Consider the following 24651-nt stretch of genomic DNA (forward strand, 5'->3'; position numbering starts at 1 on the left):
AGAGCCTGGGACCGTCCTTTCCACATTCTCCGCGCCGAAATAAATCCCCGAAGGGGTTTCTTGCGGGAGAATGTGGAAAGCACTCAGGAATAACTTTTAACCAGACACAGTTTATTGAACTATCCCTGATGAAACACCAAACTATAATACTAACGAACTAAAATTACTAAAAGACTAAATTACTAACAGACTAACGAACTAAAATCACTAACAGACCAAATTACTAACAGACAACGCCTCCACCCCTGCGGCAGCCGCATCTTGAGTTACCTGGCACCTGCGGCCTCGCCCAAAATCAGGCATACTGCAGCGGTAGGACGATTCCTTACCCCGAGGCCCCAATCCCCGGAAGCATAATAATTATTTGCAATATGTATGAAGAGACCGAACACCGCAAGGTCCTTTTCCGATACTACAGCCCGGTCCTGGAACGGGAAGTTGTGGAAACCCTATGGGCCATCGTTCTGGATGAAGTCAAGGGTCTTTATCAATTAGATAACAATCCTTTTTATGGCCTCCAGCTCGCACCCGGAGATCATTTTTATGCCGAAATTGACCCGGTGGAGGAGGCCTACGTCTTCCGCCATCTCGTCAAAGCATCGGGCAGTTCGGTGATCCTGGTGGTCATCATGCTGGCCGGATACGACGAGAGCGCGTTGAGAAAAGCTTTCCGGAGGCTCGGTTGTGAATCCGAAGGATTTGGGGATGGCTATCTTTCGATGGAAGTCCCCGAATACACCAACTTCCAAATCATTCAGGAGCGGTTGAACCTCCTGCAGGAAAAAGGCATCATCGATTACGCAGTACCTTGCTGCTCAAGTAAGCACAGACATGACGTTAAACAAAACTAGGGCTTCCCTCCTCTTGCTGATTTCCGTGGCCTGGGCTTCTATGGCCTTCGCCCAACCTCCCTCCCATACCCTCATCACCGCAGCCTACCTCTTTGATGGCGAGACCATGCTGGCCGATCGGGCCGTGCTGATTCGGGGAGACCAAATCCTGGCGGTGGGCAAAGTAGGGGAAATGGAACTACCGGAGGAATACGAACGGCTGGACTTCCCCAGCGGAACCCTGTTGCCCGGCATGATTGAGGGGCATTCCCACATGCTCCTCCACCCCTACAACGAGACGGGCTGGAACGACCAGGTGCTCAAAGAATCCTGGGCCGAGCGGGCGATCCGCGGCGGAGAACACGCCAAAAAAACACTTCGGGCGGGCTTCACTACGGCGCGGGACCTCGGTTCAGAGGGCGCCGGATACGTAGACGTGGGACTAAAAGAAACCATTGAAAAAGGGGTGATCCCCGGGCCGCGACTGATCGTGGCGGGAAAGGCCATTGTGGCTACGGGAAGTTATGGTCCCAAGGGGTTTGCCGAGCACGTGAAGGTTCCGCTGGGTGCCGAACCTGCCGACGGTCACGATGACCTCATCCGGGTAGTCCGGGACCAGATCGGGCACGGCGCCGACGTCATCAAGGTGTACGCCGATTACCGCTGGGGACCGGAGGGCACCGCGGAAGCGACCTTTACCCAGGAAGAGTTGGAGCTGATCGTAGCAATTACGGAAAGTAGTGGGCGATACGTAGTGGCCCACGCCGCCAGTCCGGAGGGCATGCGCCGCTCGGCCCTGGCGGGTGTACGGACCATTGAGCACGGCGACGGCGGCACGCCGGAGATCTTTGCGCTTATGGCAGAAAAAGGAGTGGCCCTCTGCCCCACCCTGGCCGCCGGAGACGCCATCATGCAGTACCGGGGCTGGAAGAAGGGCCAGGACCCCGAACCGGAGCGGATCGTCAATAAGCGGAAGTCCTTCGGGGCGGCCCTGAAAGCCGGGGTGACGATCGTCGCCGGTGGCGACGTGGGCGTCTTTCCGCACGGAGACAACGTCCGGGAACTGGAAATGATGATTGATTACGGCATGACACCCCTGGCGGTCTTGCGGTCGGTTACTTCCGTCAACGCAGACGTATTTGGGCTGCAAAACAAGGTTGGCAGAGTGAAGAAGGGGCTACTCGCGGACCTGATCGTAGTGGAGGGTAACCCGCTGGAAGCAATCAGCAACCTGCGTAAGGTGATCCTGGTGATGAAGGGAGGGAAGGTGGTTCGTTAGTCTGTTGGTCTTTTAGTCTGTTGGTCTGTTGGTCTGTTGGTCTGTTAGTCTGTTAGGGGAATGATGAAACACCAAACTAAAATACTAACGAACTAAAATCACTAACAGACTAAAATACTAACGAACCAACAGACTAAATCTCCAACAACCCCTGCGGCAGCTGCATCTTGATTTGCCTGGCACCTGCGTCCTCGCCCAAAATCAGGTTTTCGTGCAGCGGAATGAGGATGCTTTTTCCTTCGTGCTCCAGCTCCGCCAGATAGTGTTCGGGAAGGTCCATAATGCCACTGATGGGGCCCAGCTCCGGGTAATGTTCGGCGATGATGTGGTAGCCCACCAGATGATCAAAGGGCGTGTCTCCGGTGGGTGCCTCGGCGGTCACCTGATGCGCTTGCAGGAACAGCGGCTGATTAGACAGCAGATTAAGTTGCTCCCGCTGATCAAGGTTTTCAAACTTGGCAATGATCGCCCCGCCACCGCGAAAATACTCCACGAAATACGGGATCGGGGGATCTCCGATCAACAGGCTCTTGGCTTCCAGGAGATCGTCCTCGAAGTGCTCGGCGACCCGCAGCTTGATCTCGCCCTTAAGGCCGTGGGCCTTACCCGTCCATCCGATTTCAACTAAATCCATGCGTTTCTGCTTTCTGCAATTTTAGCCAGGGGCAGCCCTCAATTTTCGAGTCGCCGCTGATAAATGATGAATCCTTTTTCGGCCTTGGTGTCCCAGCTTAGGTCAAAACACCCCTGCGTGTCTCCGTTGCAACACACTCGGCACTGGGTATGGCGCGCATCGAGAAAACGCTCGATCAGCCCTACTCCCGGAGCGTAGCGTTCGTAGGCCTGCCGGTAGTCGATCAGGTTGTCAATGTTCGCCTGGTCCACCAGGAGGCTTTCGGTAAAGGTCAGGTTCAGGGTATCCCGGGGAGTGTCCACTTCCGAATACCGGTAATCCCAGCCCGCAAATACGTCCAGCAGCTCTCCGCCGGTGGGAATCTGCCGGAATTCGTCGAAGCCGACGTTACCGTTCCAGCGCCGGCCCTCCCGGACGGGAAAAACCAGCTTCACGAAGGGCAAATTATCCTCGCGGCGGATGGCCTGATTATTCTGGAGGCTCACGTCAAAGCCCTCCACCGGCCGCCAACTCGTCTCCCCGACGTAGCGTTCCGACCGCTCCCCCCGGTACCAGAGGTGCCCATCGGGCGTCCGGAAAGTATCCACCAGCGTCTCCCGTACTTCCAGTCGGGTGGTATCGTAAATGACGCCCCCGACGGTGTTGAAGAGCACGATGCTGTCCAGGCGATAAAAATCCGTTTGCCCGATCGCCAGGGGAAAGTAGGCGAAGTCCGCCGAAAAGTTGCGGGGCTCCAGCACCTCCTCTTCACAACCCGAAAAACTCAGGAGGGAGGCCAGTAAGGCCAGAAGACACAGCGAGCGGGTTATCATCAGGGACATTGGTTTTTCTTGCGGCATAGGGGGCGACGTTGCGCGGGATGCAAAGATAATCAGTGTAGCCAGGCCGTGGGTACCCCGAGATTGACCGGCTCCCGGCATTTCGGCAATAGTTTCATCACAAATGGGCCCAGCTTCCTCCTGGCTTGGCGTGATACCTATCTTCGCGGGGAAATTGCCGCAGAAAACATGGAAAAAGTTCGCATTGATAAATGGCTCTGGGCCGTAAGAATTTTTAAAAGCCGTACCCTTTCCGGGGATACCGTGCGTCAGGGGAAGGTCCGGCTTAACGGCAGTCCGGCCAAACCAAGCACCAAAATCGAGGTTGGTGACCGCATCCAGGTGGCCAAGAATGGTTTTAACCTCGAATTTGAGGTGTTGCGGTTACTGGAAAAGCGCGTGGGTGCGCCCATTGCCGTCACCTGCTACGTCAATCACACTCCGGAGTCGGAGATGAACAAATACAAAGACTGGTTCATCGGCAAGCGAGGTGCCGAATTCCGGGAGAAGGGGACCGGCCGGCCCACGAAGCGCGAACGTCGGGAAATTGATTCTTTTAAGGAAGACTTCTTCGCAGAGTTCGATGAGTTCGACGAGTAGCGTACCTTGCGGCTCGCAAAACCTTTCTCCCATATCATGGCCCAACTGGAACCCGTAGGGATTATTGGTGCCGGTTCTTTCGGCACCGCAATGGCAAACCTGCTGGCCCTCAACACCGAGGTCCTGGTCTACAGCCGTAATCCCCAGCTGGTCAAAAAACTGGAAGCGGACCGCTTCCACTTCGGCGTGCGGCTGCACGACCGGGTGAAGGTCGTCAATGACTTTGGCGTGGTGGCCGATCGCTGTCAGCTGATCCTGCCCATCGTGCCTTCGGATAATTTTCGCGCCATGATGCGCAGCGTCACGGACTACCTCGACCCTTCCCACGTGTTGATTCACGGCACGAAGGGCTTCGACATTTCCGGAGTTAAACTGGAGGACATTCCCGAACGGGGACTGGACCGGAAGCAGGTCCACACCATGACGGACGTGATCCGGCAGGAAAGCGTCGTCGTCCGGGTGGGCGCGCTTACGGGTCCCAACCTAGCCAGGGAGTTGCTGGACGGGCAGCCCAGCGCCTCGGTCATCGCCAGTAAGTTTGACGAGGTGATCCACCGGGCGGATGCCGTCCTCGGTTCGGAACAGCTGCACGTTTTTCATACCCACGACCTGTTGGGGGCCGAGCTTGCGGGGGTACTTAAAAACGTAATCGCCCTGGGCTCGGGTATTCTGAAGGGATTCGGGTTGGGCAAAAACGTCCAGGCCATGCTGATCACCCGGGGGTTGCACGAAATGATTCACTTCGGCCGGGTACTCGGCAGCGATAATCGTGCGTTCTTCGGTACGGCGGGGATCGGTGACCTGATCGCTACGGCTACCTCCAAGAAAAGCCGTAACTATATGTTCGGCTTTCGTCTGGGGTCCGGAGAGAAGCTCGACGAGGTGCGGGCCACCAGTCAGGAGCTCGCCGAGGGCGTCCGGACGCTGATGATCACCCGGCACCTGGCTAAGAATATCCGGCTGCGGGTTCCCATTACGGAAATGCTCTACCGCATTGTTTTTGAGGACTTTCCCATCGCCGAAGCCATGAAATACCTCATCACCTATCCCTACGAAGTCGACGTCGACTTCCTTTAAACCAAGTGTATATACTTTTGAGCGTATGAACTTTAAGAACCTGCTTCCCCACCTCGTGGCCCTCGCCGTTTTCTTCGTAACGGTGTTCTTCAACTTCGCGCCCCAGTTCTCCGGAAAAAGCCTCCGGATGGGTGACATCGACAACTACAAGGGAGCCACTAAAGAAATGCGGGATTACCAGGCGGCGACGGGAGAGCGGACCAACTGGACGGGCTCCATGTTCGGGGGGATGCCTACCTATCAGCTGTCCACCATTTCCGAGGGTAACCAACTCCGGGTCGCCCAGCCCGTGGTACAGGGCTTCCTGCCCCGGCCGGCCGGATACTTCTTTGCGGGGATGCTGTGCGCTTATCTGCTGTTAATCTGCCTGGGGGTCAACCCCTGGCTCAGCATCGCCGGCGCCCTGGGCGCGGCGCTGGCCACCAACGGGTTCATCCTATTCGAAACCGGCCACACCAGTAAGATTCTGACCGTTTTCTACCTGCCCCTCGTGGCCGCGGGAACGGTACTTGCCTTCAGAAAAAAATACATTCTGGGGGGATTGCTCTTTGCCTTCGGCATGGGGCTGGCCATCCTGGCTAACCACCTCCAGATGCTGTATTATTTTGGATTGACCTTCCCCATTCTCGGTATTGTCTACCTGGTGGAGGCCATCCGGGAAAAAACGCTCCCCCATTTCGGCAAGGCCATCGGGGCCTTGGTGGTGGGCCTCCTGATTGCGCTGGGCGCCGGTTCGAATAACGTGATCCCCACCAAGGAGTACTTATCCTCCACCTCCCGGGGCGGTCAGGTGCTGGAAACCCCCGTCGGCGTTGCCGACGCCGAGGACGCTCCGGAAACGGGGTTGGAATGGGAGTACGCCATGCAGTGGAGCAACGGGATGAAGGATTTGCTGGCCAGTTATGCTCCTCTTGCCGCCGGTGGCGGCAGTGGGCAGAGCGTGGAAAACAATTCTGATCTGGGCAAATCCATCCGCCGGGCGGGATTCCAACTTCCCGCCGAGTTTCCGGCCCCCACCTACCACGGTGCCCTGCCCTTTACCGAAGGCCCCAGCTATCTGGGGGCGGTAGTCTGGGCGCTGTTCCTCTTCGGACTCTTTTCCGCACGGATGAGCATTCGCTGGTGGCTTGGCCTGGGTACCCTGTTCGTTTTTGCCCTCAGCATGGGCAAAAACCTGGAAGGATTCAACCGCTTCCTCTACAATACCCTCCCCCTGCTCGAGCAGTTCCGGGCCCCAAGCTCGGCCCTCAGCATTTCGAGTTTCATGATGATCGCCCTGGGTATGGTGGGCGTTCATGACTGGCTGCAAACCCGGGAAGAAGATGAGGGAAAGGCTAAAACCCAACTGCTGCGGGCCGGTATCACGGCGGCGGTACTCGGACTTGCCGTCATCTTTGTATTTCCCGGCTTCATCAACTTTTCCCTTCCCACCGACGCCGCCCAACTGCAGCGGTACTTCGGCAGCCAGGTTGACGTGAATACCTTCCTGGGCCCCCTGGAGGATACCCGCGCAGCGCTCTACAGTGCGGATGCCTGGCGGAGTTTTCTTTACGTCGGTTTGTCTTTCGGGGTCTTGTTCCTGCTTTACCGCAAGACCATCACGCCCCTCATTGCGGGACTGGCACTGGCGGCCCTGTTGGCCGTCGATTTCGGGGGCATTAACGGTCGCTACCTGAAGAAGGAGGACTGGCGCCGTACCCCGCGAAACGCTCAGACCTTCACTCCATCCACCGCGGACCAGCAAATTCTGGCGGACAACGACCCTAATTTCCGGGTCTTTAACCTGACCGTTTCTCCCTTTCGGGATGCTTCCACTTCTTACTTTCACAAGAGTATCGGGGGGTACTCCCCCGTGAAGTTGCGGCGGGTGGATGACCTGATCAGTGGTTACCTCATGCAGCGTGATCCGGACGTCCTGGACATGCTGAACACCAAGTACTTTATCCTACCCGGCCAGGATGGCCAGCCGGCCGCCCAGCGGAACCCCAACGCGTACGGGAACGCCTGGCTGGTGAGCAACATTCAGCTGGTCAACAGCAACGACGCAGAATTCGCGGCCCTGGGCAGCGTGGATCCCCTCCGCCAAACGGCCATCGTTCATGAAGAATTCAGCGATGCGGTCAGTGGCCTCCAACCCACCGGCCAGGGAAGCATCACCCTCACCGAATACCAACCGAATGCCCTGACCTACTCCTTCCAGAGTAACGCCGAACAACTGGCGGTATTCTCCGAAATCTGGTACGGTCCGGACCTTGGCTGGGAAGTCACCATTGATGACCAGCCCGCTGAATTGATCCGGGCCAATTACGTGCTGCGGGCCCTGCGGGTTCCCGCCGGCCAGCACACCATCAAAATGACCTTTACGTCCTCCAGCTATCAGGCGGGCGTGAGTATTTCGTGGGTGTCCAGCCTGCTGATTCTTCTGGGTCTGGTGGGGTACCTTGGCTACCAGCTCTGGCAGAGCAGGAAGGAGGGAAGCACGGAGCAGTAGCCCCACCATTTTCCTGGCAGTACGAACGACCGGATTGCGCAGCAAGCGGACCGACGCGGATTCAGGATAGAACCAACTGTACTACTTGGTTCGCTTGACCTTCAGGACCACCTGACGTTTGTCGGCCTTGGCCACGTCGACGAAGAACTGCCGGTAATCTTCATATGTATCCGCCGGAAGTTCTACCGGGATGAGCTTAAAGGTGCGGATCCAGGTAATCAGATTCCCCTCCTGCTGGAGCTTGCTGGAGTAGTTGCCGACGGGGTGACTGAACGCTACTTCGGTATCCCCCATACTTTCTACCTCCATGTTTTCCGGCAGGGCCAGCTGGACGGTATCCACGAGGAACCGGCTGCTGAGCGAATGGATGTCGTGGTGCCGGGTTTCCAGCTGGTCGGGAATCCATTCGAAGCGATAAAACTTATTCAGGGGGACGAACATCCTGGTACCCAGTTTGCGGCCGTAGGCTTTCAGACTGGTCCGGTAGTCAAGCTCGGCGATGGGATCGTCGGGGTTACAGTTCAGTACCAATCCTTCCCCGGTGATGTTGGGCACGAATTCGCTTGACGCCAGGTACTTCAGTCGTTCTCCCTGATCCTCTTCCTGGTGAAGCAGACCCCGAAGCCATTCCTGCTCCGTTCCGAAAAAGCGTCCACGGGTCGAAAAGGCCGCCGAACCATCGGGCTGAATTTCCACAGTGGTGTGTCGTACGTAGCCGTTTTCGGAGGGCACCAGGGCGGGTGTTCGGGCCAGTTCTCCGCCGGATTCGCTGAGCAGCAGCACGTTACGATCTGACGTACTGGAACCCAGGTAGCCCGGAGGGGCCGTGCTACTGGTACATTCCAGAAACATGTCTTCCGAAGGAACGTACAGGATCATGTGGTTGAAGGCATTGGTTGTAAAGGAAGCATCGACGGGAAAAAACTGTCGGTGCCCCGAATAGATCAGTACCGGCTGGGACGCGATACCCACCTCGGCGAGCATGGCCCCCATGTAGTTGGAGAGCGCCTTGCAGTCGCCAAATCGGTTTTCTTCCACGTAATCGGCGGGGAAAGGTTGCCAGCCCCCAATGCCCAACTGGACGCCCACGTAGCGGGTACGTTCCTGCAGGAGGCGGTAGAGGACGTTGATTTTTTCCCGATCCGTGGATAGCCCGGCCGTTTTTTCCTGCACCAGGGCCCGCAGCTGCTCGGGGAGTTCGCTGCGGCCCTCCATCAGTTTGGCGATGAAGGCACCAAAGGATTGCCAGTCGTTCAGGGACCCGACGTAATCTCCGAGGTCGAAGGTTCGCAGTCCCGTGCGGAGGTAGGGCAGCACCCGGGAAATGGGCGGACATTCGACCTCCTTGACTACCGCTTTGAGGTTCTCTACTTCCCAGAAGTACCGCCGATCGTTGCCCTCCTCGGTAATATTCGCCTCGGGCAGTTGGTTGCCGAAGTAGAGGAGTTCATTGGAGGTTGGAAGCGTGGCCGTGAAGGAGGAATATTCAACGGCCTGATTGAAGTCCTGAGGCATCCAGGAAGGAAACCCGAAAACCCCCACGTCCGTTTGCTTGATTTCGTATTCGAACTCAATGGTGTAGGGATAGGACGAATGATTCAGGGTGGTGGTTTGAATGCGGGCGTCCGTATAAAATTGGCCCCCGGTGAGGTAACGTACGTCCTCAATTTCGGACTTTTTCGCCGAGCGCACCTTTTCCCCCGCCGCGTCGTACAACACCGCTTTGAACTGCGTAATCCGGGTATCGCCGTCGTAGGGAACCACGAGTACATTGTCACGATCATGATTACTATTCAACAAAGTAATCACTTTTCGATGACGCACGAAGGCCACCCGGTCAGAATTCACCCGGTACTCAATGGAATGGTGACGCACTACGGAGGTTGCTCCGGAAAGCAGTTCCGGATTGATGTTGACCACCGCGTAGGCACCATCATCCTGGGCGACCACGACCTCAGGCAGGGTGCAGGCCAGCAAAAAAAGAATCAGGCCAAAAAGGCTAGGGTTTTGTTTGAGCATACTTTCATGGGGTGTAGACGAAGAAAAAAGGGTTACGGGTGCATTCCGGAATTGGCATAACTATACATACGGCTATCCGGGATAACCGTGGCACCTGCGCGCGAGCGCCCAAATCTTCCGCTCTAAATAAGAGTGCTTACTCCTTAAGAAGATGGGAGAGATTATTTGGCGCGTTTGAGCACGATGGTCGAGGCCTGCATGTCAATGATCCGGCGGAACATATCCCGCAGAATGGGGTATTCCCGGGCTTCGTATACCGTGCGGGCCACGTCGACGGTGAAGTTGATTGAAACGGCATTTTGTCCATTATCGGAAGCCGCAAAGGTGCAGCTCATCGTGCCATCTTCGGAACGCATGCGGATAGACTCGGGTAGCTCTTCTACCGCATATCCTTCGGGTAGGTTAATGGTGGTGATGTAGCGTTGCTGCCAGGGGTAGGCAAAATCAACGGGATAAATTCTTTGCTCCACTTCGGCCAGTTCTTTGTCCAGTACGGGAATGAGCACGGGTTGAACGTAAAGGAAATCATCCAGTGACTGGCCCATGGGCACCTTCATCTCAACGTCCATTTCCAGCGGACCGCCCGCCACTTCCGGATCCTTGATGGAGTGGTTGAGGAGTTCCGCTTCGGGGAATACTTCAATGATGTCGGTAACGAGGGGAATCTCTGTGTTTTCTTCCTTTTCCCGCAACTGATTCCGGCCACCGATGGCAAAGTAGCTTTTCATCCGGCTCTGGATTTTCACGTTGCCCATGCCCTGGTCGTCCAGGTCCACCTCCGCCATGACGGTCTGCGTGGACTTGGGCACGCGCACGTCAATCCAGTAGGGCTGGTCGGGATCGGCCACGAAAGCCCGGTGGTTGAGGGCCGATACCCGGGGAAGGCCCGCCGGGCGGACGGGAGAATTTGCGTCGAGGAGCATTCCGCCACCATTCAATTCCGCGAGGACCATCATGTGATCAAACTGGGTCATGATGGGATACAACTCCACCGGAGCCCCGCGGTTACGCAGGGAGACGAGGACCGGTTGGGCGTTAATGCCGGCCTCCTGCAGCAGACCCAGCAGCAGCAAATTCATTTCTCCGCTGGTTCCCGAAGAATTATCAAAGACTTTGTTCAGCGACTGATAGGCCTGGAAGGTATAGGTTCCGTCCCAGGAAATGCGGCCGGCCACGAAGTTATAGGCGGCCTGGATTTTTTCCTCATCGGTCGAAAGTCCGGCGACGATGGGCTCAAACTCCTTCCAGGCCCGGTTGAAGTTACCCCGGTTGCGGTAGGCCTTTCCGAAGCTGGCCGAGCCGTCCAGCTCGCTCACCGTTTCCTTCCAGTCGCTGAAGACCTTGTACACGGGTCTGCCGGGGTACTGAACGGACTGCAGTTGCAGGCGGACCTGGGGAATGTAATCCGAAAAATTATTGGTGTAGGGTTGGTATTCGTAGGCGGGTAGGTCGGCGTAAGCCCAGTCGATGAGGGCGTGGTCTACTTCCTCGCTGCCGTAGGTACGGGTGCCCCGGTCCAGGCGATTGATGGTGTAGTCTCCCGAGGAAGTGGCCAGACTCACGTAATTAAAGTACATGGGAATCTGTGCCTTGTATTCCGCCCAGCGCACGGGGATATCTTCCTGGAAGTAGTAGCGGCTGGGAACCGTCGGATAGTCGTCGTAAGTCACGTAGGAGTATTCAATCACGGCTCCCTCGGTCACCTGGGGGAAGGTGAACTTGAAGATGTCGCGGTCGTCATCGTAGCGTTCCCGGATGAAGTCACTGCGCTTCAGGGTAATGGTGCCCCCGGTGGGCAAATGGATGGCTGCCTTGAGGTTGGTTACCTTTTCGTAGTCCCGGTTGTAGATAATTTCTACGTCGGCACGCTCAAAGCTGGAGGGCTTGAGCAGTTTTACGCGGCGGTGACGGAATTCGTTGAGCATGGGCGCTCCTTCCGGACTTTGGATGACCCGCAGGTAAAGGAGATCGTACAGGACGTAGGCCTCGGCGGAAGAATCTACCGGACAAACCATCATTTGGCGGTCTTCTTTGGAGATTTTTCCCAACTTGACATTGGGGGATTCCTGGGCGTTTAGGGTAAAGGAGAGACAAAGGATGGCTACAAACAGCAATAGTCTTATCATCAGAAAATGAAGGGTTTTGGGGTAAATGGGTTGGCCCGTAAGTTACGCAAAAGCGCTACGTAAACAAAGTGTTACGACACCTATCTTGGGCTACACGCAGACAATCCTGTCCCTCATTTCCTGGCCCGAAACTGCATCCTGCCACCTTCCTTTACGGTCATGACCAGAACCCCAAGTTCCCCTGAATCAGCGCGCTCGGGGTACAGTATCCGCGGATTGCCCGACCGCTTTAACGTCATTAATTATTTCCCGTTCTATCTTTGCAGCGCATAAAGTGATTACATGGGATGGTTTAAGCGCCTGAAAGATGGCATTCAAACAGCAACACGAAACAAGAAAGAGGCCCCGGAAGGTCTGTGGTATAAGTGTAAGCGTTGTAGCGAAACGGTTACCCGTAAGGACCTGAGGGAGAACTATTACAAGTGCCCCAACTGCAACTACCACGATCGAATCGGTTCAGAGGCCTACTTTGATATCCTCTTCGACGGAAACTTTGAAGAGTTCCATCCGGATATGGCGGCAGTGGACATTCTCAAGTTCAAGGATCTGAAGACCTACGAGGAGCGCCTGAAGAGCGCCCGGAAGAAAACTGGTCTGAACGATGCAATTCGCGTGGCGCGTGGTAAGATCAACCGTCGGCCGATCATCATTGCCTGCATGGACTTTTCCTTCATCGGGGGCTCCATGGGCTCCGTAGTGGGGGAGAAAATCTCCCTGGCGATCGACGAGGCCCGGACCAGCCGCACCCCGCTGCTGATCATCTCCAAGACGGGCGGAGCGCGGATGATGGAGGCGGCCTTCAGCCTGATGCAGATGGCCAAGACGAGCGTTAAGCTCAGTCAGTTGGCCAGGGCTGGCGTACCCTACTTCAGTCTCATGACGGACCCCACCACCGGTGGGGTGACGGCCAGCTATGCCATGCTCGGCGACATCAACCTCGCCGAACCCGAGGCCCTGATCGCCTTTGCCGGACCGCGGGTGGTCAAAGAAACGATCAAGAAGGATTTACCCCCGGGTTTCCAGACCTCCGAGTTCTTGCTGGAGCACGGATTCCTCGATTTCATCATCGATCGCTCGGAGTTGAAGCAGCGCCTCGGCGACCTTCTGCACCTCTTCGAAACCGCCACCAAGCGTGCCTAGTAAGCTAGCGGGCATATTATTTTGTCTCCTGCTTGCTTACGTGGCCAGCTACGCCCTGGAGCAATGGCTGGAGGACGGAATCAGCATCTGGACGCCCCCTACCGCAGTGGTGGATGGTTCGACGCTGAATACCAGTCAGTACTTCACCGCTCAGGCAAATTCCGATACTGTTCTGGCCCTGCGGCCGGATCAGGAGGCCCTGCTCGATTTTTACGCCTACCTCGACGGTGGCGGTGCGGACAACTACCGGCGCTGGCAAACTTCCAGCCAGGAACTCCGGGCCGTGGGTACCCCCTACATGGCCCAGGCCCTCGCGCAGGCCGAAGCGACGGCTACCGTTAAGTTTCTGGCGCTGCTCCTGCTCATCGTGACGCTGCTGCTGCGCTTCGGGGAAGTCTTGAAGGAAAATTACTGGACTACTCCCCTACTCTGCGGGGCCATAATTGCTGGCACGGCCGTCCTCTATGGTGGCCTGGCGGCGCCCTTTGCCACCATCCTGTTGGTGGTGATTACGGTACTGTACTTTGGGGGAATCCGGCTGTTTCTCCCCATTTACCACAGTGAGTGGTCGCGGATCATCCGCCCCATCCTGACGCCCTGCGTCTTTCTGCTGGCCGTCATGAGCTGGCGGGGCCAGGAATTGGTGGATTACTGGTTCTGGACCAGCGCCCTCTTCCGGTTCTTCCTGGTGGTGGTCATCTTACTGATGCTCTTTTTCCACCTGAGCATCCTGAGTAAGGTGTTGCAAAAGGCCAACATCGACAGTGCCGCCCGCATCTTTGCCTACGGCATGCCCCTGGGCATCACGGCAATCGTGGCGGGATTGGCGGTCGGCCTTTTCGGAGAAGAAACGGGGGCGGGCCTGCAACGCCTGAACTACGAGTTGCTCCCCCTGGGACCGGACACCGCGGCGGCCTTCTCGGACAGCGCGCCCTTCACGCTATTTTTTGCCGGCGTTGCCCTCCTGATTCTGGGCGGGATCGGCTACTTCATCCAACGCATCGCCCGCTAGTAAGCACCACCAGATCATAACAATTGGAGCGGCGTCGGCGTTGGTCCTCTCGGTTTGGAATTTAAAATCCCCAAGAAAATCTAATCCTGATGAAACACATTCTTCTCGGCATTGTATTATGCCTTTGTATCGGGCCGATCGCTGCCCAAAATACCCCCACCAAGATGGATACCATTTCCTACGCCCTGGGCGTAGTTCTCTCCCAGAACCTGAAATCACAGGGCTTCACCGAAGTAAACGCCAGTGAACTTGCTAAAGGATTTGAAGAAGGCCTGAGCGGCGCGGCCAGCATGGATGTTGCCGCGGCCAACAGCTTCATTCAGAAGTTCCTGCGCGAGAAACAAGAACTGGCCGGAGCGGAAGCCCGCAAAGCCGGAGAAGATTTTCTGGCCGAAAACGCCAAGCGCCCCGAAGTGAAGGTCACCGACTCCGGTCTGCAGTACGAAGTCCTCACCGAAGGAACGGGCGCCAGCCCCTCCGCCACCCAGACGGTAAAGGTACACTACCACGGCACCCTCATTGACGGTACCGTTTTTGACTCCTCCGTAGAGCGTGGTGAAACGATCGAATTCCCCCTCAACCGCGTAATTTCCGGTTGGACCGAGGGACTGCAACTGATGAAGGAAGGAGCAAAATACCGCTTCTACATCCCCTACGATCTTGCCTACGGTCCCCGTGGCTCGGCTCCGAAGATTCCTCCCTACGCTGCGCTGATCTTTGACGTGGAACTCTTCCAGGTGAAGTAAGCGTTCAGCATCAAACAACGTAAACGGAAAGCGGCCGCTCCTGCATCAGGGGCGGCCGCTTTGTTGTTCTTGTAGAACTCGTTCGGGTCCGTTAGGCATTGGCAACGGGTGCATCATTCACCTCCGCATCCTGGAACAGTTCAAAGATTTCGGGCAGTTGGTCCAGCAAGCCGGAAGCGTAGGCAAAGGACGCCAGCAAACTGGCCGTAACCAGGAAGGTAATGAAGCGGGCCTTACGGCGCCGACGACGGTCATTGGAAAGTGTTCGATAATTCATCTCTCAGAGCGGGTTATGTAGAGGTACAACGAAACAACGCGCCGCTATTGTGTATTAGTTTCCATGGAAACCTTAAGTGAATTTAAAATTTTGATAAAATGGCCATCGCCCAGGACGCCTATGACCGCCTTCGCTCCGTCACCGAATCCGCTAACGCCCGCCTGATTGCGGTTTCCAAAACCAAACCCATAGCGGACATCATGGCGCTCTACGAGCAGGGACATCGGGATTTTGGCGAGAACCGGGTCACCGAGCTCGTGGATAAGTACGAGGCATTACCCAAAGACATCAACTGGCACTTCATCGGTCACCTGCAGCGCAACAAGGTGAAATACATCGCCCCCTTCGTCCACCTGATTCACGCGGTGGATAGCCTGCGCCTCCTGCGGGAAATCAATAAGCAGGCCGCGAATAATGAGCGGAGTATTCCCGTGCTGCTCCAGCTTCACATCGCCGAGGAAGAGAGTAAGTACGGACTGACTAACGCAGGTGCCAACGACCTCCTGACGGCCATGCGATCAGATCCACTCCCCAGCGTCAGCATTCGGGGCGTCATGGGGATGGCTACGTACACCGATGATGAAGAACAGGTCCGCGGGGAGTTCCGTCGACTGCGGACGATTTTCGATCAGCTAAAAACGCAGTCTTTCAATGACCAACCGGAATTCCGGGAAATTTCCATGGGGATGTCCGGCGACTACCCCATCGCGCTGGACGAAGGAAGCACCATGATCCGGGTGGGGAGTATGCTATTCGGGGAGCGGTAGGTGGACGCTTTGAGGGCCCCCACCGGCTCAGTTACGCTTAGCCTAAGCCTTCTTTTGGCACTGACGACCGGCTTGCGCTTGCCTGACTACTCGTCGATGAGGCGGGGAGCAAGCCTCTTACGGATACGTCACCTTACGACCGGTCTGCGGAGCAGACCTGTTCCGGTTTTTTGGGGTTTATCTAAACCTATTGAGGTGCAGGTTCAAATCGTACCATGCAGAACCTCCAGACTCGATTAAGCCGTTCACTGAATCATAAATGGCGACAATCGATTCACCTTCCCGCTCAGGGTCAAACTGCTCGTGAGCAATGATGGAACAAATCAGTCTGGCCGCGTTGGACATTATTTCGTCGTCTCGGCTTCCCTGAAGGCACTCCACCCGTTTAAGCACAATCGATAACCGCTCCCAATAATCCATGATTTACGTAGTATTGACGACCGGCCTGCGGAGCAGACCTTTTCCGGTTATTCAGCAGGGAATTCCAGTCAGTTTGGGTGGGCACCGACGACCGGTCTGCGGAGCAGGTCTGTTCCGGTTACCCCGGCAGGTTAACGATTTTGTTGATCTGGATGATCAGCAGTGCCGCGCCACACACCAGGGCCAGGATGCCGGGGGCGAGGGCTTTCCAGTCAGTATCCGTGCCGGCGGCCCGTTGCTTTTTGATCAGATCGTAGAGGTGGTAGCCACCGAACAGGAGGAGGAGTACGCCCAGAATAAAGTCCATAGAAAGAGATTGAGCCGCGAACGGGAAGGGGACAAAAATACGATTAAGCCTCGAGGCCCGCGGTGGCCAGTAGCTCGGAAGAAGTTTGCACCTGCGCTCCGGCGCCCTGCATGTCCACCACCGCCCGGTCCACGTCTCCCTCCGTAAGGTCCACACCACGGGTCGCATCCCGGATGAGGGTAACGGCAAAGCCCTCTTGCAGGCCGTCCAGCACAGTAAATTTGACGCAGTAGTCGGTGGCCAACCCGAGTACGTGCACCTCGGTGATGCCCCGCTCCTTCAGCCATTCGGCCATCCCGGTACTTTTGCGGTGCCCGTTATCGTAGAAGCCGGAATAACTGTCGATTTCCGGATCGGTCCCCTTCTGGAAAATCCTGGTGATCGTCTGCTGATCCAGCTCGTCCACCAGTTCGGCGCCCCAGGTGCCCTGCACGCAATGGATCGGCCAGAGGATCTGGGATAATCCATTCAATTCGATAACCTGCCCTGGCTTCCTCCAGGGATGGTTGGCGGCAAAGCTGCCGTGATTGGCCGGGTGCCAGTCTTGGGTGGCCACCACCGTCCGGTAGGCCGGAATCAGCGTATTGGCCACCGGAATCACCCGGTCGCCTTCGGGAACGGGCAACATGCCGGTCGGCAAAAAATCGTACTGCAAATCCACCAGGATCAGGGCAACGTGAGCGGGGAGCATGGGCTTAGTTTATGTTTAAAACAAAGATAATGCCAGGCGAACACTCCGCAAAGGAAAAAGCTAGGCTGACTAATACTTCTTCTTACTGATCTTGTTGTAGGTAATTTGTCGCTGCGCCTTCGATTTAAAGCGATTGACGTCCGCACCCCGAAGTTTTGCGTGCTTGGTTTTTCGTCCCTGCACCCGGGCCCGCCAGCGCTTCCAACTGCCCAGCTTCATTTCGCGCTTCATCAGGCGGATTACTTCAGCTTCGGAGAGCCCAAACTGGAACTCAATGGCTTCAAAGGGCGTGCGGTCTTCCCAGGCCATGGCGATAATGCGATCAATATCTTCCGGCGTCAATTCCTCCATGACCGTTAAATGGTCCTGGAGAAAAAATTGTTCGCAGGTCTAATAGTACCGCCCCATCATTTCGTGGTCCACGATGGCTCGTTTCAGGGCAAGAAAATCGACTTCACTCTGATGGCGCCACACCACTTCTCCGTCCGGCGCCAGCAGGATGGTATACGGCAGGGCGGCGTTCCAGTCCGGGTCCACGGCTTCCACCAGTTCGTAGATGTCCTCACCGTCAAATTGATAGTTCCTGACCGGGGAATGTATTTTTTCCAGGAAAGCCAGCGCCTTATCGTGCTGACCGGGTTTATCCGCAGAAATGCTGATGAACTCAAAATCCCGGGCGCCGTACATCCGCTGCAGGACCATGAAGTCGGGATATTCCAGCACGCAGGGGCCGCACCAGGTAGCCCAGACGTTGATGAGCCGTAACTTGTCGGAATCCTCGTTCCGCATTAATTCTTTGACCCCCTCGACGTCAATCATCTCCAGCGCCACGGGTTTGGCCCGCCATTCTTCCTCCACTTTATCCCGGTAGGCCGTTTTCCAGGCCCACTTGGTGGAGCAGCCGAAAGTCTTGGTGGTGGGTTCCTCCACTTCCCGCCCCGCCAGGAGCGCATCGACCGCCTGCCGTAAGTCTTCGGCGTTGGCCGTACCGGGCTTTTCCGTCTTGTCGAGTCGACCGGTATACCGAAGTTTTCTATCCTCGTCAAATACGAACACGTGGGGAGTAGCTACGGGGCCGTACTGGAGTGAGGCAGCGTGGTCGTCTCCGTCGTAGAGGTAGGGAAAATTGTACTCCGCGTCTCGGTGCCGGATCTGCATGTCCACGAAATCATCGTTGAGGTCGGAGTAGCCCAGTTCTTCGTAAAGGAGGCCCAGGGGACTGTTGGGCGAAATGGCCACGAGCTGGACGCCCTTTGCGCCATAATCACTGGCAAATTGCTTGATTCTTTCCTCATACGCCTGGGCGGTGGGACAATGGTTGGCCGTGAAAACGAGTACCAACACCTCGGCCTCTGCGAAGTCTTCCAGGGAGTAGAATTGACCATCCGTGCCGGCGAGGCGGAAATCCGGTGCCGATGCACCGATCTCTAGCGTACCGACTTCCCGCTCCGTAACGGGTTGGGGATTTGCGACAAATTCTTCGGCAACCGAAGCCTCCCCGACCTCGGTTTCTGCCTCGGGGGCCGTTTCGGTGCCACAGTTCCAGAACAGCAGGGAAACCAGTCCCAGGGAATACATCAAGCGCATGGGAAATATTTTCTTAATGGAGTGCATACTTAGGTAGACGGTAGAAAGGACAATTAATCCCTACTTTCGGAGCCGCATCCATCCTTCCATGAGTTCAACCGATCCACCGCAAATATTTCGGGACAAGGTGGCCATCGTTACCGGTGCCGGTACGGGCATTGGCCGGGCGGTAGCCCTCGCCCTTGCCGAAAGCAGCTGCACCGTTTACGTCAACGACCTCGATGAAGCCCCCCTTAAGCAGCTCCCCGACACCCCCCTACTCATTCCCCATCCGGCGGATGCAGCGGATCCGGAGGCGATGCGGTCATTGGTGGGACGGGCAATCAGAGACTTCGGTCGCCTGGACTATGTGGTCGCCAATGCCGGCACCACCCGCTTTGCCTCCTTCCTTTCCGCTTCGGAAGAGGATTTCGATGCGGTCGTCAAGCTAAACCTACGGGGGACCTTCTTCCTCGTACAGGCGGCCGCCAACGCCATGGCGGGAACGGGAGGGAGTATTGTACTGATGTCGTCCAACATCAGCCACCGCGCCTATCCCAATCTGACGACCTACAGCATGACGAAGGCCGCCATCAACATGATGGCCAGAAGCCTTGCCCTCGAACTGGGGCCACTGGGCATCAACATCAATGCGCTGGCCCCCGGAGCCACCCTGACCGAAAGGACGGCGCAGGAAGGGGAGGATTACGAAGGTACCTGGTCAGCCCTCATTCCCACCGGTCGGGTGGCCCAGCCGGAGGACATTGCCCGGGCGGCAACCTTCCTGCTCAGCGAGGCGGCCCGACAGATCAGCGGGACGGTCCTGGTGGTGGACGGTGGCTGGTCCGGCGTCGGTCGCCACCCCGGATAGCCAACGGATTGTAAGCGTAGTCCCCCCGTGTTTACGTCCTAAATTACGGTGAGAACCCAAACGTCAAGCCCAATTTCCGATGCGATTACGGACTCCCTGTTTATTGCTCTGCCTCCTTCCGCTGATCTTTTCCTCCTGCGGATCGGACCTCCCACCGGCCGTCCTGGCCATGGAGGACCACATTCCGGAAACCGTCGACTTCAACCAGCACATCCGCCCTATTCTGAGTGACCGCTGCTGGAGTTGCCACGGTCCCGACGCCGAGGCGCGTACGGCTTCCCTGCGGCTGGATACGGAAGAAGGTGCCTTTGCCAGCCTGGCCTCCGGAGCGGGGCATGCCTTCGTTTCCGGACGTCCCGGAAAGAGCGTTGCGCTGGCCCGCATGGTCAGTACCGACCCCGAAACGGTCATGCCTCCCCCGGAGAGCAAGATGAGCCTGACGGCCCGGGAAATTGCCCTGGTTAACCGGTGGATTGAGCAGGGTGCGATCTGGAAGGACCACTGGGCGTTCCTACCCATCGAAGCTCACGAAGTGCCCGACAATCCGGCGGGTTATCCGGCCGAAAACGCCCTGGATCACTTCATCAATGAGCGGCTCCGGCAGGAAGGACTTACGGCCAACCCCCGGGCGGACCCTGAACGTCTCCTCCGCCGGGTGTACCTTGACCTGACCGGTCTTCCCCCCAGTCCGGAAGTGATGGACCGGTGGCTGGCGGAACCCAGTGACGCGGCCTACCGGCAACTCGTGGAAGAACTACTGACCTCCGAAGCCCACGCTGAGCGCCTCGCCATGGACTGGCTGGATGTAGCGCGCTACGCCGACAGCCACGGACTGCACGCCGACGGATGGCGGATGGCCTGGCCGTACCGTGACTGGGTAATTGAGGCTTTCCAGCGTAACCTGCCCTACGATCAATTCATTACCCAGCAAATCGCCGGCGACCTCCTGCCGGAACCCAGTCGGGGAAGCCTGGTGGCTTCCGCCTTCAACCGTATGCACCCCATGACGGCCGAGGGCGGCGTGATCGCCGAAGAGTTTCGCCTGGGTTACGTCGCCGATCGCGTCAATACGGTGGCCACCGGTATGTTGGGCCTGACGATGGACTGCAGCCGCTGCCACGACCACAAATTCGACCCCATTTCCCAGAAGGAATACTACGGCTTCTCCGCTTTCTTCAACAACTTCCGCGAACTGGGCATGACCGGTGATGACGGGAATTTCGGCCCCTACCTGCTCCTTACCGACGAGGTGCAGGACAATATCCTGGCGGCGTACGAACAGCAATTGGGCATCCTGCGGCAGGACAAAGGATCGGTCACCGTATCCGACCAGGAGCTGGAAGCGTTTCTACGTAACGCCGGCCCGCAGCCAGTCCGGGCAGACCATACGTTTACCTTTGATCGGATCGCTTCGGATGGACAGGGCCATCGCATTGACCGCCACGCCTGGGCCACCGAAGAGACTACCTTCCCCACCGTACCGGGCCGGGGCCGGGTGGCCCAGTTTGATCACCCCTATGACGATATTTACCTCGATGAAGGGATCGCGGGCATCCAGTCTCATGATCCCCTGTCGGTGAGCCTCATGATCCGGACCACCAAACGTGACAGCAGCCTGATGCAAACCTTGCTGGGTAATGCCGGTGGCAAAAATGAGGCCTGGCAGGGCACGGAATGGTACCTCGACGACGAGAACTACCTGCACCTTCGCCTCATCCGGACGATGCCGGACGACCTCCTGCACGTGGTTTCGCGGGACAGCATCAAGGTCAATACCTGGACCCAGGTGGGCTTTACCTACGACGGCTCCGGAGAGGCCATCGGGGTACAACTGTACCTCAACGGCAGGGCCGTGGAACAGGAGACGCTGGTGGACAACCTTCGCGGAGCGATCTATCCCGTCAATCACGAAGCCTGGCGCAACGTCAGCTCCCGCAAAACGCGACTTGGTCAGGCCTATCGCGCCTTTACCGGCGAAAATGGCATCTTCCTCGGACAGATGGACGATCTGCGGATCTTCAAGCGTCCGCTTACCCAACTGGAAATGGCCCAACAGGTGAATGCCCCGCCCCCAATCTCCCGGGACGTGGCCACGGAGCACCTGCTCCGGACCGCTCCCCGATACCGGGAAACGATGGAAAAATTCCGGAAAATCCAGGGCGAACGCCTGGCGCTGCTGGACAGCACGCCACGACTGATGATCAGTGAGGACATGAACCGCCCCCGGACCACTTTCGTCCTGGATCGCGGGGCCTACGATGCGCCGCTGGAGCCCGTGCAGCCGCAAACCCCGGCCAGTATCCTTCCCTATTCGGAGGACTTGCCCCCCAACCGGCTCGGTCTGGCCCGCTGGATTTTTGACGACCGAAACCCACTGACCGCCCGGGTGGCGGTGAACCGATACTGGCAGCTGATTTTCGGCCAGGGAATCGTGAAGACACCCCACGATTTTGGCAGCCAGGGGGCCCTGCCCTCTCACCCTCATTTGCTGGACTACCTGGCGGTTCAGTTCCGGGATAATGGGTGGAACGTCCGGGATTTGCTCCGGATGATGGTACTCTCAGATACCTACCGGCGGGAAAGTCACGCTGAGCGGGAGCAACGCGAAGCGGACCCCGAAAACGTGCTCCTCGCCCGGGGGCCTTCGGTGCGATTGCCGGCCGAAATCATCCGGGACAATGCCCTGGCCGCCGCGGGGCTACTGCATCGGGAAGTGGGTGGACCGAGCGTAAAACCCTACCAACCCGCCGGACTGTGGATTCAGTCCAATAACTTCTCCAGGATGTTGCTTACCTACGAAGCAGACACGGGGAATAAACTGTATCGCCGCAGTATGTATACCTTCATCAAGCGGACGGCGCCCCCACCCTTTCTGATCAACTTTGATGCTAGCGGGAGGGACGTGTGTACGGTGAAACGCTCCACGACCAACACGCCCTTACAGGCCCTGAACTTGCTCAATGACCCGCAATTTGTGGAAGCGGCCCGGGTACTGGCCCAACGGGTACAACACGAGAAAAGCGGTCCGGATCAGCAACTCGCCCACGCCTTTCGGCTGGTGGCCGGCCGGCGGCCGGCACCGGAGGAAACGGAAATCCTGAAGCGGCTGTACGTAGAAGAGTTAGCCCGTTACGCCGAGCATCCCGCGCTGGCGGATAGCTTGCTGCTCGTCGGAGAATATCCCGTCCCGGAAGAACTTGACCGCAGTACGACTGCCGCCCTGACCAGCGTGAGCAATATGCTCTTCAGCTTCGATGAAGCCTACGTAAAACGATAAGTATGGACTGCCATCACTACGAGAAAATTCACAGCCGCCGGGATTTCCTGAACAAACTGGGTATGGGTTTGGGGGCCATGAGTTTGTCCGCCCTCATGAACCCGTTAAAGGCCGGGAATTCCCTTCTCTCCGGAGGTCCCTTCATCGTTCCCCGGGCCAAGCGGATCATTTACCTGTTTCAGTCCGGGGGGCCGAGTCAGCAGGATCTATTTGACTACAAACCCATGCTGCGGAAAATGCACGGCGAGGAGTTACCCGCCAGCGTGCGGCAGGGGCAACGGCTTACCGGGATGACGGCCGGGCAGGGGGCACTTCCCCTGGCCGGATCCGTATTCGACTTTAAGCAGTACGGTCAGTCGGGAAAATGGCTATCGGACCGGGTGCCCTACCTGGCGCAGGTGGCGGATGAATTGTGCTGGATTCAGAGCATGCAGACCGATGCGATCAATCACGACCCGGCGGTAATGTTTTTACAAACCGGCTCGCAATTCCCCGGTCGCCCGAGTATGGGGGCCTGGGCCAGTTACGGACTGGGATCGATGAACGAGAACCTGCCCGCCTTTGTCGTGCTGCTCAGTCGCGGCAGCAATGGCGGGGCTCAGCCCCTTTATCCGCGATCCTGGGGAGCGGCCTTTCTGCCCAGCCAGCACCAGGGCGTTCAGTTCCGCGCGGGGGTAGATCCCGTACTGTACCTGAACAACCCCGCCGGCATCACGGCCGCCGCCCGCCGCAACCAACTGGACAAACTACGGGAGCTGCAGGAACTTCAGCGAGAAGCCAGTAAGGACCCCGAAATTGACGCCCGGATCGCCCAGTACGAAATGGCCTACCGGATGCAGACGAGCGTCCCGGACCTGATGGAAACGGACGATGAGCCGGACTACATCTACGAAATGTACGGCCCCGATAGCCGGAAACCCGGCACCTACGCGGCCAACTGTTTGCTGGCCCGAAGGCTGGCGGAAAAGGACGTTCGTTTCATCCAGTTGTACCACCGTGGGTGGGACGCCCACGGCAACGCACCGGGTGTAGTCACTAATCAGGCCCGGGACACCGACCAGGCCAGTGCCGCCCTCATCAAGGACCTTAAACAACGTGGCCTGCTGGAGGACACCCTCGTCATCTGGGGCGGAGAATTTGGCCGGACGGCCTACAGTCAGGGCAAGCTCACCGTGGACAATTACGGTAGGGATCATCACCCAAAATGCTTCACCATGTGGATGGCCGGCGGTGGCGTTAAACCTGGTCTGGTGTACGGCAAGACGGATGACTTCAGCTACAACATCCTGGAAAATCCCGTTCACGTACACGATTTCCAGGCCACCGTACTGCATTTACTGGGCATCGATCACGAAGCCCTGACCTTTAAACACCAGGGCCGCCGCTTTCGACTCACGGACGTGCATGGGCACGTGGTCAGGGACTTACTGGCGTAGCATCTGGAGGGAATAAAGTTTTGGGCAACGCGTGCGGGTGCAAAGTTGATTCGGGTACCGGCAAGGTGGTCTGGTTGCTCCGGAGAGGATGACGGTTTCAGTTCCCAATTTCACGGCCACAACCCAAAGCTGGGCACCTGCGCTTGCGCCCAAAAGGTCGTCTCCCTTCCCTTCGTGTACATAAGGTCGTCTCCGTAGATGGGGTGCGGGTGTTGCTGGCGAATAGTTTAGTACCGTTGGTTTATATTTGATCGTTTTTAATATTTC

The 24651-nt window shown here is 57.4% G+C and carries 21 protein-coding genes; 12 read left to right on the forward strand and 9 right to left on the reverse strand.

What is annotated here, in order from left to right; translation table 11 throughout:
- Positions 1–371: 371 nt before the first annotated feature.
- Both E1J53_RS08315 and E1J53_RS08320 read left to right on the forward strand, forming a co-directional pair.
- A complete protein-coding gene (locus E1J53_RS08315) occupies positions 372–851 on the forward strand; it encodes a DUF4265 domain-containing protein (RefSeq protein ID WP_134272476.1) in 480 nt (159 codons plus the stop codon).
- Positions 832–2109, forward strand: coding sequence for an amidohydrolase family protein (locus E1J53_RS08320; protein WP_216650024.1), 1278 nt, complete (start codon positions 832–834; stop codon positions 2107–2109). Before E1J53_RS08315 ends, E1J53_RS08320 begins: the two co-directional genes overlap by 20 nt.
- A gap of 133 nt (positions 2110–2242) precedes the next feature.
- Here E1J53_RS08320 and rimM read toward each other — a convergent pair whose 3' ends face one another.
- Positions 2243–2743, reverse strand: a complete 501-nt coding sequence (gene rimM / locus E1J53_RS08325; RefSeq protein WP_134272477.1) for a ribosome maturation factor RimM — start codon at positions 2741–2743, stop codon at positions 2243–2245.
- A 38-nt stretch (positions 2744–2781) separates the two neighbouring features.
- Complete coding sequence (locus tag E1J53_RS08330; protein WP_216650025.1) at positions 2782–3555, reverse strand: hypothetical protein; 774 nt, start codon at positions 3553–3555, stop codon at positions 2782–2784.
- Positions 3556–3750: 195 nt separating this feature from the next.
- On the opposite strand from E1J53_RS08330, the gene E1J53_RS08335 reads away from it, so the two are divergent.
- The 3 genes from E1J53_RS08335 to E1J53_RS08345 are packed head-to-tail and all read left to right on the forward strand — an operon-like array spanning position 3751 to position 7729.
- Positions 3751–4161, forward strand: coding sequence for an RNA-binding S4 domain-containing protein (locus E1J53_RS08335; RefSeq protein WP_134272479.1), 411 nt, complete (start codon positions 3751–3753; stop codon positions 4159–4161).
- A gap of 36 nt (positions 4162–4197) precedes the next feature.
- Positions 4198–5238 (forward strand): NAD(P)H-dependent glycerol-3-phosphate dehydrogenase, encoded by a 1041-nt coding sequence (locus E1J53_RS08340; RefSeq protein ID WP_134272480.1) that lies wholly within the window; start codon positions 4198–4200, stop codon positions 5236–5238.
- Between the two features lie 25 nt (positions 5239–5263).
- A complete protein-coding gene (locus tag E1J53_RS08345; RefSeq protein WP_134272481.1) occupies positions 5264–7729 on the forward strand; it encodes a YfhO family protein in 2466 nt (821 codons plus the stop codon).
- 81 nt (positions 7730–7810) lie between these two features.
- Here E1J53_RS08345 and E1J53_RS08350 read toward each other — a convergent pair whose 3' ends face one another.
- Both E1J53_RS08350 and E1J53_RS08355 read right to left on the reverse strand, forming a co-directional pair.
- Complete coding sequence (locus tag E1J53_RS08350; protein ID WP_134272482.1) at positions 7811–9748, reverse strand: DUF3857 domain-containing protein; 1938 nt, start codon at positions 9746–9748, stop codon at positions 7811–7813.
- Positions 9749–9909: 161 nt separating this feature from the next.
- Complete coding sequence (locus E1J53_RS08355) at positions 9910–11874, reverse strand: DUF3857 domain-containing protein (protein ID WP_134272483.1); 1965 nt, start codon at positions 11872–11874, stop codon at positions 9910–9912.
- Between the two features lie 282 nt (positions 11875–12156).
- Here E1J53_RS08355 and accD point away from each other — a divergent pair, with 282 nt between their 5' ends.
- The 3 genes from accD (at position 12157) to E1J53_RS08370 (ending at position 14772) form a co-directional block, all read left to right on the forward strand.
- Positions 12157–13014: an acetyl-CoA carboxylase, carboxyltransferase subunit beta gene (gene accD / locus E1J53_RS08360; protein WP_134272484.1), complete on the forward strand. Its 858-nt coding sequence runs from the start codon at positions 12157–12159 to the stop codon at positions 13012–13014.
- Entirely contained in the window at positions 13007–14026 is a 1020-nt protein-coding gene (locus E1J53_RS08365) for a hypothetical protein (RefSeq protein WP_134272485.1), read from the forward strand. Before accD ends, E1J53_RS08365 begins: the two co-directional genes overlap by 8 nt.
- Before the next feature lie 164 nt (positions 14027–14190).
- Positions 14191–14772 carry an FKBP-type peptidyl-prolyl cis-trans isomerase gene (locus tag E1J53_RS08370; protein ID WP_173021418.1) on the forward strand — a complete coding sequence of 194 codons (582 nt, stop codon included), beginning with the start codon at positions 14191–14193 and terminating at the stop codon, positions 14770–14772.
- A 91-nt stretch (positions 14773–14863) separates the two neighbouring features.
- Here E1J53_RS08370 and E1J53_RS08375 read toward each other — a convergent pair whose 3' ends face one another.
- Positions 14864–15049: a hypothetical protein gene (locus E1J53_RS08375; protein WP_134272487.1), complete on the reverse strand. Its 186-nt coding sequence runs from the start codon at positions 15047–15049 to the stop codon at positions 14864–14866.
- A 98-nt stretch (positions 15050–15147) separates the two neighbouring features.
- On the opposite strand from E1J53_RS08375, the gene E1J53_RS08380 reads away from it, so the two are divergent.
- The gene (locus E1J53_RS08380; protein WP_134272488.1) at positions 15148–15816 is read left to right on the forward strand and encodes a YggS family pyridoxal phosphate-dependent enzyme; all 669 of its coding nucleotides are present in this window, start codon (positions 15148–15150) and stop codon (positions 15814–15816) included.
- A gap of 538 nt (positions 15817–16354) precedes the next feature.
- Here the strand turns inward: E1J53_RS08380 and E1J53_RS08385 are convergent.
- The 4 genes from E1J53_RS08385 to E1J53_RS08400 all read right to left on the reverse strand — a co-directional run bounded on the left by E1J53_RS08385 (position 16355) and on the right by E1J53_RS08400 (position 18821).
- Positions 16355–16543 carry a hypothetical protein gene (locus E1J53_RS08385; RefSeq protein WP_134272489.1) on the reverse strand — a complete coding sequence of 63 codons (189 nt, stop codon included), beginning with the start codon at positions 16541–16543 and terminating at the stop codon, positions 16355–16357.
- 43 nt (positions 16544–16586) lie between these two features.
- Positions 16587–17234 carry a bifunctional nicotinamidase/pyrazinamidase gene (pncA, locus tag E1J53_RS08390; RefSeq protein ID WP_134272490.1) on the reverse strand — a complete coding sequence of 216 codons (648 nt, stop codon included), beginning with the start codon at positions 17232–17234 and terminating at the stop codon, positions 16587–16589.
- Between the two features lie 69 nt (positions 17235–17303).
- Complete coding sequence (locus E1J53_RS08395; RefSeq protein ID WP_134272491.1) at positions 17304–17585, reverse strand: TIGR03643 family protein; 282 nt, start codon at positions 17583–17585, stop codon at positions 17304–17306.
- A 39-nt stretch (positions 17586–17624) separates the two neighbouring features.
- Complete coding sequence (locus E1J53_RS08400) at positions 17625–18821, reverse strand: redoxin family protein (protein ID WP_253931181.1); 1197 nt, start codon at positions 18819–18821, stop codon at positions 17625–17627.
- 88 nt (positions 18822–18909) lie between these two features.
- On the opposite strand from E1J53_RS08400, the gene E1J53_RS08405 reads away from it, so the two are divergent.
- The 3 genes from E1J53_RS08405 (at position 18910) to E1J53_RS08415 (ending at position 24384) form a co-directional block, all read left to right on the forward strand.
- On the forward strand, positions 18910–19671 hold the full coding sequence (locus tag E1J53_RS08405; protein ID WP_134272492.1) for an SDR family NAD(P)-dependent oxidoreductase: 762 nt from the start codon (positions 18910–18912) through the stop codon (positions 19669–19671).
- 79 nt (positions 19672–19750) lie between these two features.
- A complete protein-coding gene (locus E1J53_RS08410) occupies positions 19751–22948 on the forward strand; it encodes a DUF1553 domain-containing protein (protein ID WP_134272493.1) in 3198 nt (1065 codons plus the stop codon).
- A 2-nt stretch (positions 22949–22950) separates the two neighbouring features.
- A complete protein-coding gene (locus E1J53_RS08415; protein WP_134272494.1) occupies positions 22951–24384 on the forward strand; it encodes a DUF1501 domain-containing protein in 1434 nt (477 codons plus the stop codon).
- The last annotated feature ends 267 nt before the right edge of the window (positions 24385–24651 follow it).

Origin of the sequence: Lewinella sp. W8 (assembly GCF_004375085.3) — a bacterium.
Lineage (GTDB): Bacteria > Bacteroidota > Bacteroidia > Chitinophagales > Saprospiraceae > Neolewinella.